At 68.9% G+C, this 12,526-nt stretch carries 12 protein-coding genes; 5 read left to right on the forward strand and 7 right to left on the reverse strand.

The genetic code is table 11. The annotated features are described in order from the left end of the window. Positions 1–68 precede the first annotated feature (68 nt). Positions 69–785: a transporter gene (locus tag ACFYU9_RS03280; protein ID WP_389341886.1), complete on the reverse strand. Its 717-nt coding sequence runs from the start codon at positions 783–785 to the stop codon at positions 69–71. 24 nt (positions 786–809) lie between these two features. Next, on the reverse strand, positions 810–1,769 hold the full coding sequence (locus tag ACFYU9_RS03285; protein WP_389341889.1) for a phytanoyl-CoA dioxygenase family protein: 960 nt from the start codon (positions 1,767–1,769) through the stop codon (positions 810–812). Positions 1,770–1,924: 155 nt separating this feature from the next. Between ACFYU9_RS03285 and ACFYU9_RS03290 the strand changes: the two genes are divergently transcribed. Then, positions 1,925–2,506, forward strand: a complete 582-nt coding sequence (locus tag ACFYU9_RS03290; RefSeq protein WP_389217923.1) for a TetR/AcrR family transcriptional regulator — start codon at positions 1,925–1,927, stop codon at positions 2,504–2,506. 77 nt (positions 2,507–2,583) lie between these two features. Here the strand turns inward: ACFYU9_RS03290 and ACFYU9_RS03295 are convergent, their stop codons facing one another. Genes ACFYU9_RS03295 through ACFYU9_RS03305 form a run of 3 tightly spaced genes read right to left on the reverse strand, consistent with a single transcriptional unit; the run spans position 2,584 to position 5,385 of the window. Continuing rightward, positions 2,584–3,360 carry a gamma-glutamyl-gamma-aminobutyrate hydrolase family protein gene (locus ACFYU9_RS03295; protein WP_389341892.1) on the reverse strand — a complete coding sequence of 259 codons (777 nt, stop codon included), beginning with the start codon at positions 3,358–3,360 and terminating at the stop codon, positions 2,584–2,586. After that, entirely contained in the window at positions 3,357–4,727 is a 1,371-nt protein-coding gene (locus ACFYU9_RS03300) for a glutamine synthetase family protein (protein ID WP_389217928.1), read from the reverse strand. Before ACFYU9_RS03300 ends, ACFYU9_RS03295 begins: the two co-directional genes overlap by 4 nt. Then, a complete protein-coding gene (locus ACFYU9_RS03305; RefSeq protein ID WP_389217931.1) occupies positions 4,720–5,385 on the reverse strand; it encodes a hypothetical protein in 666 nt (221 codons plus the stop codon). Before ACFYU9_RS03305 ends, ACFYU9_RS03300 begins: the two co-directional genes overlap by 8 nt. A gap of 158 nt (positions 5,386–5,543) precedes the next feature. Here ACFYU9_RS03305 and ACFYU9_RS03310 point away from each other — a divergent pair, with 158 nt between their 5' ends. The 4 genes from ACFYU9_RS03310 to ACFYU9_RS03325 all read left to right on the forward strand — a co-directional run bounded on the left by ACFYU9_RS03310 (position 5,544) and on the right by ACFYU9_RS03325 (position 10,471). Then, complete coding sequence (locus ACFYU9_RS03310; RefSeq protein WP_389341895.1) at positions 5,544–6,515, forward strand: alpha/beta hydrolase; 972 nt, start codon at positions 5,544–5,546, stop codon at positions 6,513–6,515. Between the two features lie 198 nt (positions 6,516–6,713). Beyond that, positions 6,714–8,378: a flavin-containing monooxygenase gene (locus ACFYU9_RS03315; RefSeq protein ID WP_389341898.1), complete on the forward strand. Its 1,665-nt coding sequence runs from the start codon at positions 6,714–6,716 to the stop codon at positions 8,376–8,378. Beyond that, on the forward strand, positions 8,375–8,755 hold the full coding sequence (locus ACFYU9_RS03320; protein WP_389217940.1) for a hotdog domain-containing protein: 381 nt from the start codon (positions 8,375–8,377) through the stop codon (positions 8,753–8,755). The genes ACFYU9_RS03315 and ACFYU9_RS03320 overlap by 4 nt, the downstream gene beginning before the upstream one ends. A gap of 246 nt (positions 8,756–9,001) precedes the next feature. After that, complete coding sequence (locus ACFYU9_RS03325; RefSeq protein WP_389341901.1) at positions 9,002–10,471, forward strand: MFS transporter; 1,470 nt, start codon at positions 9,002–9,004, stop codon at positions 10,469–10,471. 96 nt (positions 10,472–10,567) lie between these two features. Here the strand turns inward: ACFYU9_RS03325 and ACFYU9_RS03330 are convergent, their stop codons facing one another. Together ACFYU9_RS03330 and ACFYU9_RS03335 are read right to left on the reverse strand one after the other, a co-directional pair. Continuing rightward, on the reverse strand, positions 10,568–11,152 hold the full coding sequence (locus tag ACFYU9_RS03330) for an RBBP9/YdeN family alpha/beta hydrolase (protein ID WP_389341904.1): 585 nt from the start codon (positions 11,150–11,152) through the stop codon (positions 10,568–10,570). Continuing rightward, a complete protein-coding gene (locus ACFYU9_RS03335) occupies positions 11,149–12,498 on the reverse strand; it encodes an MFS transporter (RefSeq protein ID WP_389341907.1) in 1,350 nt (449 codons plus the stop codon). Before ACFYU9_RS03335 ends, ACFYU9_RS03330 begins: the two co-directional genes overlap by 4 nt. Positions 12,499–12,526: the final 28 nt, after the last annotated feature.

Below are 12,526 nucleotides of genomic sequence, written 5' to 3' on the forward strand. Positions count from 1 at the left end.
CTGCTCGGGCCTGACGGCCGGCTGCGGACGGCGAGCGGCCGCGTCTCCCTCTGGCTGGGGCGTTTCCTTCACGACCACGACTGCTCCTCGGCCCCGGCACGGCTCTGCTCACGTCGGGTCGGCTCCGCGTCGACCGACTCGTTGTGCCTGTGCAGGGCGCGGTAGGCGAAGTAGTAGGCGAACATCTGGAATCCCCAGGTGCTCAGCGCGCCGATGTAGAAGAGGGTGTGCGCCGCGTCGTCACCCGGAATGTGGACGAAGTCGTACGTCCAGGCGATGGCACATCCGGCGGCGGTCGCCAGACTCACGCCAACGGCCATTCCCTTCGCGCCGATCGACCAGAGCCGCCTCGCGAAGTAGATCAGGAACAAGGTGGTCAGAACATTGACCACGATGAGGAAGACGGCGACCCCCACGCCCAGCCGCGCGCTGAAGAACAGCAGGATGAGTCCGACCAGGGCGGCGAACACGAACACCCCGACATCCGTCCTCACGGACGGCTTGTACCGGTGCGTCACCTGCATCAGGCCCATGACGAGGATCAGCGTGATGCCGACCGACCGGGAGAACTGGTCGAAGAAGAACGCGACGGTGTACATGGGGCTCTTCTCGTCGGCGCCCAGGAGCGCGTAGACGAAGAAGTTCGACCCGGAGGTGGCGACGATGATCCATTCGAGGCCGAGAAGATAGTTCTTGAAATTCCGGATGAATTTCCACCCGAAGGTGAATCCGACGACGATCATCCAGGCGTCGGCGAGCAGGAAGAGCAGGTCTCTGAATGCCATGTTTACTCGGTTCCTTGATCTTCGTCAGAGCGTGGTGGGCAGGCCGGCGTCGAGGGAGGTGTAGTCGTCCCGCCTGAGCAGGTCCATGGGGTCGGACATCTGGCCGGCGACTTCGGCCCAGCCGAGGTAGTGCTCCGACGACCAGTCGAGAGCTCGCTGAATCTCTTCCGGAAGCTTCCGGATCTGCTCCAGGCTGTATGCGAGGAAGTGGTTCTCCTCGGTGCGCAGGAAGGCGAGATCCCAGCCCATCGAAAGCCCGAAACGATGGGTGTCCGCGGTCGTGTTCTCGCCGCCGCCGTGATAGGTCGATCCGATCCAGATGAGCGCGGAACCCGCCTTCATCTCGGTGGGGACCGCCTCCTCGCGCCGGGGCGCCCGGTGGTCGTCCCAGAGGTGCGACCCGGGAATCACCAGCGTTCCGCCGTTCTCGGCGGTGAAGTCGCTGACCGCGACCATGATCTGCACCCGGGCTTCGCGCCGGTAGTCCGGGTGCCGCCACAGCCAGACCGAATCGTCGCGGTGGAGCGGCTGCGCGCCCTGGCCGGGGCCGATCTTGATGGCCATGGTGGCGCCGATGTGCATCCCCGAGGGAGCCGGCGCCGCCTCTTCTCCGAAGAAGACGTTGAGTGGCTCGTCGAGGATGAGCTCGGCGACTCGGTGGTACATCGGGTTCAGCGCCACGGTGACCATGTGCTCGGTCTTCGCGAACAGGCCCCCCGCCCGACGGGTGCGGTTGCCGGCGAACACCTCGTCGTGCCCCGGGTCCACCGCGTCGAGCACGGGATCCAGGTCGTTCTTGAGGCCTGCGATCACCGTGTCGTCGAAGAGGGCTTCGACGATCACCCCGCCGTCTCGCAGGATGATCTCGACCGCCCGTTCGGGGGGCGTGCCGGCGGTGATGCGAGTGAGTGCCGGGTTCGGCATAGCCAATCCTCCAGTCGATGCCGGCGGCGGCATCGGGTCTGCTCGAGGGGTGAGAGTCATGCTGCTTCATCTTGGTCATACGAACAAGTCATATGACCAACTGTTTCGGCCTGAGGTTGCGATGTCGGTCGAGGCGGACAAACCGCCTGGTAGCCTGGGTGTCGACTTGATCAAACGTCCAACTCAGGCAGGGGGAAGATGTGGCACGGGTACCGGTGGCCGAGCGACGCAACGATCTGGTGAACGCGGCCATCCAAGTGATCGCCAGCCACGGCGTCGACGGTGCGACGACTCGCCGCATCGCCGAGCAGGCGAACGCCCCGCTGGCCACGCTGCACTACTGCTTCCAGACGAAGGAGCTGCTGTTCGCAGCCGTTTTCGAGAGGCTGACGGAGAGGTACCGCGACGTTCTGATCGAGAACGATGTGCACGGCGACCTCGTCGCGACCGCGCGTGCGATCCTCCGCGGACTCCTGAACTGGTATCTCGAGTCCGATCCGGAATTCGCGTCCGCGAGCTTCGAGCTGATCAGCTGGGCGCAGCGTCAGGAAGATCATCCGGCGGTGACCGTGTACAACGAGGCGTTCAACGTCGTGCGGTCGATCCTCGCGCGAGCCGCCGCCGGACAGGACGTCACGCCCGAGACGATCGACCAGATCGGCTTCGTCCTCAGCACTCTGACGGACGGCTTCGTCGTGAACTGGCTGACGTATGCCGACCGGTCGCGAGCCGTCGAGCAGGCAGAGATCGTCGTCGATGTGTTCGACGCGTGGCTGGCCACGAAGCTCGCCCGATAACGGCCCCCGACGGCCCCTGACCGGACCCGAGCGGCGTCCGCGCGCGGGCGACGCGCTGACGCGCTCGGTTGGCCTCGTCACCGCAGGCGTTTGACGGATTCCTCGACGATCCAGGTCATCGTCGGATCGTCGCTCTCCATCCATTCCGGGTGCCACTGGACTCCCAGAACCGGTGCGTCCGCAAGCTCCACCGCCTCGACCACTCCGTCGGCCGTCCGACCCGTGACGAGAAGCCCCGTGCCGCAGCGATCGACGGCCTGGTGGTGCCACGAGTTGGTGACGGCCCGCTCACCGAACAGTCCCGCCACGATCGACCCGGCCTCGAAGGTCACGACGTGATCGTCCGTACCGTCGGTGGGCGCGACCACCTGCGAGAGATGCCGTACCTCGCCGGGCGGAAGGTCGGCGATGAGCGTGCCGCCGAGCGCGACGTTGAGGACCTGCATGCCCCGGCACACGGCGAGCACCGGTATCCCCCGGTCGAGCGCGGCACGTACGAGTGCGAGCTCGTACCTGTCCCGTTCGATGTCGTGGACCATGGGGTCCGCGCGCGGGTCGACGTCGCGGACCACGGAGGGATCCCCTCCCCAGCACGCCGGATGCAGGTCCTGCCCGCCGGCGACGACGACACCGGCCAGCCAGTGGCAGACCGCCTCCGGATCCGTCTCGTACGCGAGGTGCACGGGAAGGCCCCCGGCCCGCGCGATCCGGATCGCGTAGTCGGACATGTAGCTGTCGGCGCAGCGATCGCCGTACCGCCGGTCCGCACCCTTGGTGCGGTCCAGCCGGATCCGTCGTCCGGTGATGCCGATCAGCGGCCGCACCGCGGTCGGCGATTCGTCCGCGGCGCTCACGGCAGTTCGAAGTATCGGGCGGACTCCCACTCGGAGAGCTCGGCGAACGGGTCCCCGCCGGCGGTGTGGAACTGCATCCACTCCCACCGGCGCGATCCGACCCAGTAGTCCACGAACTCGGCACCGAGGAGGTCGCGAAGGACCAGGTCCGCCTCGAGCGCGGCAGCGGCCTTCGTGATGGTGTCCGGCAGCCGGGTGATCTCGCCGGGCGGCATGCACCACGCCATCTGGGCGACCGGCTCCGGCGGTTCGATCTTGCGCTCCAGACCCGCGACCACACCGGCCAGCACGCCGGCGAGCGCGAGGTACAGGTTCGAGTCGGCGCCGGGGACGCGGTACTCCAGGCGGGAGTACGAGGGGTGCCCGCACACCGCCCGGATCGCGGTGGTCTTGTTGCTGATGCCCCAGGTGGCGGTGACCGGCGGGCCGCTGAGGTCCACCAGGCGCCGGTACGAGGTGATCTGCGGGAGCACGATCGAGGTGTTGCCCTCGATCGTCGCGAGCAGACCGCCGACGGCATGGCGCATCGCCTCCGACGGCCCCTCCGCCGCGTAGAACGCGTTGACGCCGTCACGCTGGAGGGACAGGTTGATGTGCGAGGCCTGCCCGTAACCCGCGGTGGGCTTGGCCATGAAGGTGACCGTGTGGCCGAGGTCGAACGCGACCTCGCGCATGATCTGGCGGGTCCGCGCCCAGGCGTCGCAGACCGTGATCGGGTCGCCGGGCGCCAGGTTGATCTCGATCTGGCCGGCGGCGTCCTCGTCGTTCCACGCCTCCCACTCGATGCCGACCGCGTCCAGCCGGTCGGCGACGGCGTTCATGTAACCGGTCCAGTCCTTGGACTTCGCCAGGTGATAGGCCGTTCCCGCGCTCCCGCCGAGCGGAGTCAGGTCGCGGTATCCGCGGGCACGCGCCTCGTGGATGGACTCCTCGAAGACGGTCGCCTCGATCTCGACGGCGACGGTCGCGGTGAAGCCGAGCGAGGCGAGCCGGTCGACCATCTTCTTCGTCAGGTTGCGCGGACAGATGGGGACCGGTGTGCCGTCCTTCAGCCAGTAGTCGCCGATCACGGCGTCGAGGCCCGGCTCCCACTCGACCAGCGTCGACATGTCGGGGCGGAGGTAGACGTCGTCCAGATGCCCGCGCCAGTCGGGAAAGGCGAAGCCGAAGGCCGGCGCGTTGCCGAGGTCGAGGCCGAACAGGAGGTCGGCGAAGGCGAATCCGGAATCCGCGCCCGAGGCGAACTTCTTCGGCGCCAGGGTCTTGCCGAGGAACGAGCCGTCGTGGTTCGTCGCCTCGATCCGGACGGCCCGAGTCGTGGCAACGGGGGCGTCAACTCCCCTGACGGGCTTGGTGAGTTCAGACATCGTAACGAACCTTCCAGGAAGCGCCGACCATGACCGACAGCTGGGAGAGGGTGCCCTGGATCCCGAGCGCACCCGTGGAGAGAACGGCGAGGAGGTCGTCGGCTCCGGAGAACACGCCGGCGAGCGTCTCGGGGGCTCCGGCGATGAGGTAATGGGTCGTGCCCTCGCCGAGCACGACCTGCTCCAGGCCCTCGGGGCCTTCGGTGACGGCGATGAGCACGTCCGGAATTCCCGGTACGGAGCGGGCGGCGGTCCAGAAGTGCTCGGCGGCCGTCTGCCAGTCCGGCACCGGCGGGGACAGCGCGAGCAACGCGTCCGCGGCGAGCTCGGCGTCGCCCGCCGGGACGTCGGCGGGCGCGAACCGGGCGTTCAGGTCGACGGTGATCGTGGCATCGGGTTCGACGAGGACTCCGCTCGAGACCTCGATGACGCCTCCGGCGAAGGCGATCGTCGCCGCCTGCGGCGTCTCGTGGGACCGGATCGCCACCGTGGCCGCCGGCTTGCGCAGCACCTGGAGCGCATGGCCCGCGCGGGCGGAATCCCTCAAGGCGCGGCCGATCAGCCGGACGAGGGGAGTCGCGTCGTCCTCGATCCTTACGTCGACCTCTGTGGCCGTCGCTGCACCGGACACCGCAGGGGCCGTCGTGGTTTCGGTCATCCTCCAGTCCTTTCGACTTCGGGAGATCACGCGCGCCGTGAATCGGCCGCTTCGGATCTCGGATGGACCGTGATCGTCATGGTCAATTGACTAGATCAGGTGACTAGGATGGTGGGGTACAGCTCGCCACCTGTCAATGACTTCGGGGAGGCCCTGCAGTGAATGAAGTGAATCCCTCGTACTGGAACCGGCTGGACGCCGATGCGCAGTACGCGGCACAGGTCATCGCCGGAACCCTTGAGAAGCCCGTACGGGAACTGGGTGCCGAGACGGCGCGCAAGCTCCTGGCCACGCCGCCCTCGGAGCACCCGATCACGCCTCTCGACCGGATCGAACCCCTGACCCTGCCGGCCCGCTCCGGCGAACTCCGGGCACGCCTCTACCATCCGGACGGCACGCCGCCGTCGGCCGGGCCGCGCCCGGCGCTGGTCTATCTGCACGGTGGCGGCTTCGTCCTCGGCACCCTCGACGGAGTGGACGAGGTCTGCCGGGCGATCGCCGCCCGATCCGGGTGGGCGGTGTTCTCCCTGGAGTACCGACTCGCGCCGGAGAACCCCTATCCGGCCGCGCTCGACGACTGTTTCGACGCGTTCGCCTGGTTGCGCCGATCGGCGTCCGGGTTCGGTGTCGATCCGCACATGATCGCCGTCGGGGGAGATTCCGCCGGCGGCAACCTCGCTGCCGCGCTGTGCCTCAAGCTCCGGGATCTCGGGCTCGCCCGCCCCGTGGCCCAGGTGCTCGTCTACCCCGCCGTCGACGATGCGTTCGCCACCCCGTCCTGGACGGAGTTCGCCGACGCACCCCTGTTGACCAGTGCGGATGCCCAATGGTTCTGGGAGCAGTATCTCGGCCCCGAGCACGGGGGAGCGGTCGATCACTACGCCGCACCGATGCGCGCCGAGTCGTTGCGCGACCTCCCGCCGGCGCTGGTTCTCACCGCCGAGGTCGACCCGCTCCGCGACGACGCCGAGGCGTACGCCGAGAGGCTGCGGCAGGACGGCGTCGAGGTCACCGTGACCCGCTGTGCCGGTGTGTTCCACGGTTTCTTCACCGAGGTGGGCGTGTTCTCCAGGACGGACGAGGCGATCTCGCAGGTGGCGCGCCATCTGCGGGGCGTTGCCGGTGCCTGACGGCGCGCGGCCGCGGCGAACTGACTCACCCTCGACTGTTGACGCCGCTCGTACCCATGGCTAGATTCCGTTGGTCATACGACTAAGTCGTTTGACTAAGAACTGCGTTCTGATGTGCCGAGGGGCGAACGGCCCCCGCCGAGGCGAAGCCCTGACGGCCAGATGTCATCCGCATTTCGACTACCCGAAGGCACACGCATGACTGAGACCGCTCCACCCACCGCACCCGTCGTCGACCTCCTCTGTGTCGGTGCGGGATTCTCAGGCCTCTACGCGGCCTACAAGGCCGTCGAGAAGGGCTGGACGTTCGCGGGATTCGAGGTCGCGCCCGATGTCGGCGGTACCTGGTTCTGGAACACGTACCCCGGCGCCCGGTGCGACGTCGAGAGCATCTACTACTCCTACTCGTTCAGCCAGGAGCTTCTGCAGGAGTGGACGTGGAGCCAGCGCTTCGCCCCGCAGGCCGAGATCCTGAGCTACATCAACCACGTCGCGGACCGCTTCGACCTGCGCAGGCACTTCAGCTTCAACACCAAGGTGACCTCCGCGAACTGGCTCCCGGACGAGCGGCTCTGGGAGGTGACCCTCGACTCCGGTGAGACCCGGCGGGGCCGTCACCTGCTCGCCGCCTCGGGCGGTCTCTCGACGCCCAAGGACTTCGACGTGCCGGGCCTGGAGAACTTCACCGGGGCCACGGTCTCGACGAGCCGGTGGAACATTCCGCTGAGCGACCTGGCGGGCAAGCGCGTCGCCGTGATCGGCACCGGATCGTCCGCGGTGCAGTGCATTCCGCTCATCGCCGAGGTCGCCGAGCACCTCACCGTGTTCCAGCGCACCCCCAACTACGTGTTCCCCGCCCGCAACGCCCCCCTGTCGACGGACTACGTCGACGCGATCAAGAGCAACTACACGGCGATCCGCGAGGAGTGCCGCCACTCGCTCGGCGGCATCCCGGACTACATCCCGGACGCAGCCGCGTTCGACGTCTCCGACGAGGAACGGCGTGAGCGCTACGAGCGGGCCTATGTGCGCAGCGGATTCAACGGCGTCGGCAGCGAGTTCTCCGATCTGCTGACCGATGCGAGGGCCAACGAGACCGCCGCGGAGTTCGTGCGCGAGAAGATCCGCCAGATCGTCCACGACCCGAAGACCGCCGCCGTCCTCGAACCCCGCTTCCACCCGCTCGGCGCCAAGCGCAGCTGTTTCGGCACCGACTACTACGAGACCTTCAACCGCCCCGACGTCTCGGTGGTCTCCCTGCGCGACGAGCCGATCGACACGATGACGAGCGACAGCATCGTCACGACGGGCGGCTCCTACGAGGTCGACGCCATCGTGCTGGCGATCGGGTTCGACGCCTTCACCGGCCCGCTGTTCGCGCTGAACGTCTCCACCCCGCAGGCCGGCAGGCTGCAGGACGCGTGGAGCGACGGAGTCCGGACGTACCTGGGCGTCATGGCCGCAGGGTTCCCCAACTTCTTCATGATCGCCGGACCGCAGAGCCCCGCGCTCGCGAGCAACGTCGTGGTCACGATCGAGCAGGCCGTCGACTGGATCACCGATCTGATCGGGCACGCCAAGGTCGTGGGGGCCGACGTCATCGAGCCGACGGCCGAAGCCCAGGAGGACTGGGTGCAGATCACCGAGAACACGGTGAACCAGACGCTGTACGCGACCGCCGACTCCTGGTACCGGGGGTCGAACGTGGCCGGCAAGCCGACGACCTTCCTCGGATACGTGGGCGGTGTCGGCAAGTACCGCCGGATGTGTACCGAGCTCGCCAAGCGCGGCTACCCGGGCATCGAGCTCGACGGCGAGACCGTCGCCCGCCGCCTCGGCCCCATCGACAGGGAGATCGCATGAAGGTCGTGCACCAGCGCTACGTCGCCCATTCCGAGGCGCACTACGCGGGGAACCTCGTCGACGGGGCCTTCGGGCTGAAGCTCTTCGGGGACGCCGGAACGCACCTGGCGATCACCATCGACGGCCACGAGAGCCTGTTCGCCGGGTACGCGTCGGTCGAGTTCCTCGCGCCGGTCCGCGGCGGCGATGTGGTCGAGGCCGAGGCGCGCCTGGCGTCGAAGGGGAGGCGCAGCCGGACCGTCGACTTCGAGCTGCGGATCATCTGCAGGTCCGTCGACGACAGCGGCCGGGCCGAGGTGCTGGCGGAGCCCATCGTGGCCACTCGGGCGCGAGGTACGGCCGTCGTGCCGGCCGACGCCGCGACGGCGGCACCGTGACCGCCGGGGCGACGCCGGCCGGCGCCGGCGGTCGGAGGCGCACCACATGACGTAGCCGGTCACGGCGGCGCGAAGCAGTTCACGGCGGTGGGCCCGAAGGTCCACCGCCGCACCGGTGGAGGCCATCCGGGAACCGACGGGACCCCGTCCCGGCCGGGCGGCTGTCCATGCGTACGGCCCGCCGATTCCGGCGGCAGGCCGTACCGACGCATGCGTGGTCCCGCACACAACACTTCGGAGACTGACATGAGCGAGATCAACGAACCGATCGGCCCGGCAGGGGAGTCGAGACCACGCAGCGCGCCGCGGAAGGGGGCGCTCATCGCGGTCGGTACCCTGCTCGTCATCCTGACCAACGCGATCTTGTTCATCCTGCCCCCGCTCCTGCCGGTCATCCAGGCGCAGTACGGACTCGCCACCGTGTCCGCCACGATGTGGATCTTCACTCTGCTCACGTTGGGGGGAGGCGCGGGCTACATCCTGCTTCCGCGGCTCGCCGACGTGTCCGGCGATCGCAACGCGTCCGTGTTCGCCTCCGGCTGTCTTGCCGTCGGAGCCCTCGTCCCCGCCGTGGGCGATTCGTACCCGGCCCTGCTCATAGGGTCCACGGTCATGGGCTTCGGCAGCGCCGCCCAACTGCTGCCCCTGGGCTTCCTGCGGCGGAACCTGGGAGAGGAGGGGATCATCACCGCGGTCCGCGTCCTGGTCGTCGCCTCGGGAATCGGTATTGTCGTGGGCATGATCGGCGGTGGGCTCATCGTCGAGACCCTGTCCCTGCGCACGTTCTTCTGCATCCTCGCCGCGGCGTGCGTGGCGACGACGATCGCCTCGTTCGCGGTCGTCCCCCATGTCCCGCCGGCGGAGTCCGGCGGTCGCATCGGCCTGCTCGGCACGGTGTGGTTGATCACCTGGGTCGGGGCGGTGCTGCTGACTCTGACGCAGGGCCTGGTGTGGGGCGGCGCGGCCGTCATCCCGCTGATCGCCGGTGTCGTCGGTGGCGTCCTGTGGACGCGTGTCGAGCGGAAGTCCTCGGCGGCGGTGTTCGACGTGGTGCTGCTGAAGTTGCCCCTCGTCACCGTGGCGTGCCTGTCGATGGCGGTGTTCGGTGCCGTGAACGCGGCGTTCCTGCTGCTGCTCAGCACGTACAGCCAGGTCGTTCCCTCCTCCCTCCCGCCCGGGGACGCGTACGGTCTCGGGCGCACCGCGCTGCAGACGGGCTGGCTCATGGTGCCCTTCGCGGTGATGTTCGTGGTGGGCGGCAAGGTGGTCGATCGCCTGGTCGCCAAGGGGCGCGGTGCTTCCGTGCTCGTGATGGGTGCGCTCCTCAGCGCCGTGGGACTCTCCTGGCTCGCGCTGGCCCACGATCACCCGTGGCACTACGTCGTGGGCGCCGGTGTGATCGGCCTCGGGTGCAGCATGGGATACGCGGCCGGTTTCAGCATCGCCCAGATGGCGGTGCCCGAGGAGAAGGCCGGGATGGCCGCGGGTGTGGCCGGCACCGCGATGGCGATCGGCATCGCCTTCGGATCGGCACTGATCACCGGCGTGCTGAGCGCCTCGGTCGTCCCCGTTCCCGGAACGGACGTCGTGGTCGCCGACAGGAGCCTCTACGGAACGAGCTACTGGATCTCGGTCGGCCTGTCCCTGCTGATCGTGATCGCCGTACTCGTCTCGCGAGCGCGCAACGGCCGCCGCGTCCCCGCCGCAGCGTCCTAGACCGACCGCGATTCCCGAGGGAGGTGCCGGCGTATCAACGCGCGATCGGCCGGCACCTCCACAAGGTCTGGGCGGCCCCGCTTTTGCGACGGGGGTTCAGCCGAGCGGGTGCTCGAGCTCGCGGAGGAGTTCCTCCGCGCGCGGCCACGGGCCGTAGCCGGAGGCGGGGTTGAGGTGGCCGACCTCGCCGAGTTCCACGAGGTGTCCCTCCCAGTCCCGGGCGAGTCCGGCGACGCGATCCAGGGATCCCAGGGAATCGTTCGAGCTGGCCGCGACGATGCTGGGGAAGGGCAGCGGCGTACGGGGCACCGGAGTCCAGCCGTTCCCGTCGAGTACCCCGGGGGTGGGGCAGCCCTGAGGCAACGGGTTCTCGAAGTCCGGCGGCGTCACCAGCAGCGCCCCCTTCACCTGCGCCTCGTGCCGTTGGGACCAGTGGACGGTGGTGATCACGCCGGCACTGTGGGCGACCAGCACGACCGGTCCCGCGATCTCGGCCACCACCTTGTCCAGTGCGGCGACACGGGCCTCGCGGCTCAGCTGGTCCTGCGTCAGAGGGGGGACGGTGCGGACCGTGCGCCCGGCCATGGTGAGGCGGTCGGCCAGCAAGGTCTGCCAGTGGTCTTCGACGTGGTCGCGCAGGCCGGGGACGATCACCACCACGGGCGCGATCGTGCGGTTCATCGGGCGATCTCCGTTTCCTTCCGGTCCGTCACCGGGGCCGGCCCGGTCAGACGGCACAGATCACGTGCGTAGTGGCGGCGGCCTGTCACGAACGCCGCGGTGGCGGCGAGCGCCGCGAGCGGGACGATCCGCATCGCGCCGAGCAGGCCCATGCTGTCCGCGAGCCTTCCGGTGACCGCGGGCCCGGGGGCCAGTCCGAGCAGGCTGTTGGCCAAGGTGAGCGTGGCGAAGGCCGTCGCGGAGATGGACGCGGGGGTCAGATTGGCCACCATGGCGGCGGCGGGACCCGCTGTCCCCGCCGACAGCAGCGCTCCGGCCGCCAGCGCGAGCAGCTGCGCCGAGCCGGCGGGCAGCCGGAACGCGGCCATGAGCAGGACGAGCGAGCCGACGCTGCAGATGATGGCCACCGTCCATTTCCGAACGGGGAGAGCCCGGCTGACGCGGTCCGAGGCGATGCCACCGACCACCATCCCGATGCCGATGATCAGGACGAAGACCCCGGCGGTCGCGCCGGCCTTCGCCGTGGGCATGCCGTAGTAGCGGTTGAAGTAGCTCGGCAGCCAGGCCATGAGCGCGGCGGCGATGAGCAACTGCAGTCCGCTGCCGGCATAGGCGCAGATCACCGAGACGGAGGAGAACAGCCGCGGCAGGAGCTCGCGCAACCGGCCGCGCGGGGCCTCCTCGTTCCGGGCGTCCGTGGAACCGGCTCGCGGAGCGAGTCTCCTCTCGGTGACGACGATCCCGTAGACCGCGGCCAGTACGAGCCCGAAGACGCCCATGCCGCCGAACGCCCAGCGCCAGCCGAACTGCTGGGCCACGGAACCGCCGAGCGACACGCCCAGGACCGAGCCGAAGGCCCCGCCGGCGATGAAGGCGCCGGAGAGAGTGGCGCGCAGCCCGATCGGGAAGATGCTCAGGACGACGGCGATTCCCACACTCCCGTACGCCGCCTCACCGATGCCGACGAAGAGGCGGCCGACGAACATCTGGCCGTAGGTCGCCGAGACGGCGCAGGCCAGGGTCGCCAGGCTCCACATCATCGCGGCGAGCAGCAGACTCCTCACCCGGCCCCAGCGGTCCGCCAAGAGCGAGAGGGGGAACGTGAGCAGGCCGACCATGAGGGCTACGATGCCGCTGAGCGAGCCCAACTCGGCGTCGGAGAGCAGCCATTCGGCCTTCAGCATCGGGAAGACGGCGTTGAGCACCTGCCGCGACATGTAGTCGGACAGCAGCAGGCCGAAACTCAGGGCGAAGACCACCCAGGCGTAGCGGGGGGACACCGGCCATCCGGACGAGATGCTCGTCCCGGCCTCGGGGACGGACCCGGCAGTGGTGCGCAACTCCATTGTCATCACCTCACGGGCTTGTGAAACC

It is taken from the genome of Streptomyces sp. NPDC004327, from assembly GCF_042873935.1.
In the GTDB taxonomy this organism is placed as follows: Bacteria; Actinomycetota; Actinomycetes; order Streptomycetales; family Streptomycetaceae; genus Streptomyces.

Excerpts from the sequence above, each read along its gene's own strand:
- ACFYU9_RS03330 (WP_389341904.1), bottom strand. The coding sequence starts at position 11,152 with ATGAACCGCACGATCGCGCCCGTGGTGGTGATCGTCCCCGGCCTGCGC.
- ACFYU9_RS03320 (WP_389217940.1), top strand. The coding sequence starts at position 8,375 with ATGAAGGTCGTGCACCAGCGCTACGTCGCCCATTCCGAGGCGCACTAC.
- ACFYU9_RS03315 (WP_389341898.1), top strand. The coding sequence starts at position 6,714 with ATGACTGAGACCGCTCCACCCACCGCACCCGTCGTCGACCTCCTCTGT.
- ACFYU9_RS03285 (WP_389341889.1), bottom strand. The coding sequence starts at position 1,769 with ATGACTCTCACCCCTCGAGCAGACCCGATGCCGCCGCCGGCATCGACT.
- ACFYU9_RS03300 (WP_389217928.1), bottom strand. The coding sequence starts at position 4,727 with ATGTCTGAACTCACCAAGCCCGTCAGGGGAGTTGACGCCCCCGTTGCC.
- ACFYU9_RS03280 (WP_389341886.1), bottom strand. The coding sequence starts at position 785 with ATGGCATTCAGAGACCTGCTCTTCCTGCTCGCCGACGCCTGGATGATC.
- ACFYU9_RS03335 (WP_389341907.1), bottom strand. The coding sequence starts at position 12,498 with ATGGAGTTGCGCACCACTGCCGGGTCCGTCCCCGAGGCCGGGACGAGC.
- ACFYU9_RS03305 (WP_389217931.1), bottom strand. The coding sequence starts at position 5,385 with ATGACCGAAACCACGACGGCCCCTGCGGTGTCCGGTGCAGCGACGGCC.
- ACFYU9_RS03325 (WP_389341901.1), top strand. The coding sequence starts at position 9,002 with ATGAGCGAGATCAACGAACCGATCGGCCCGGCAGGGGAGTCGAGACCA.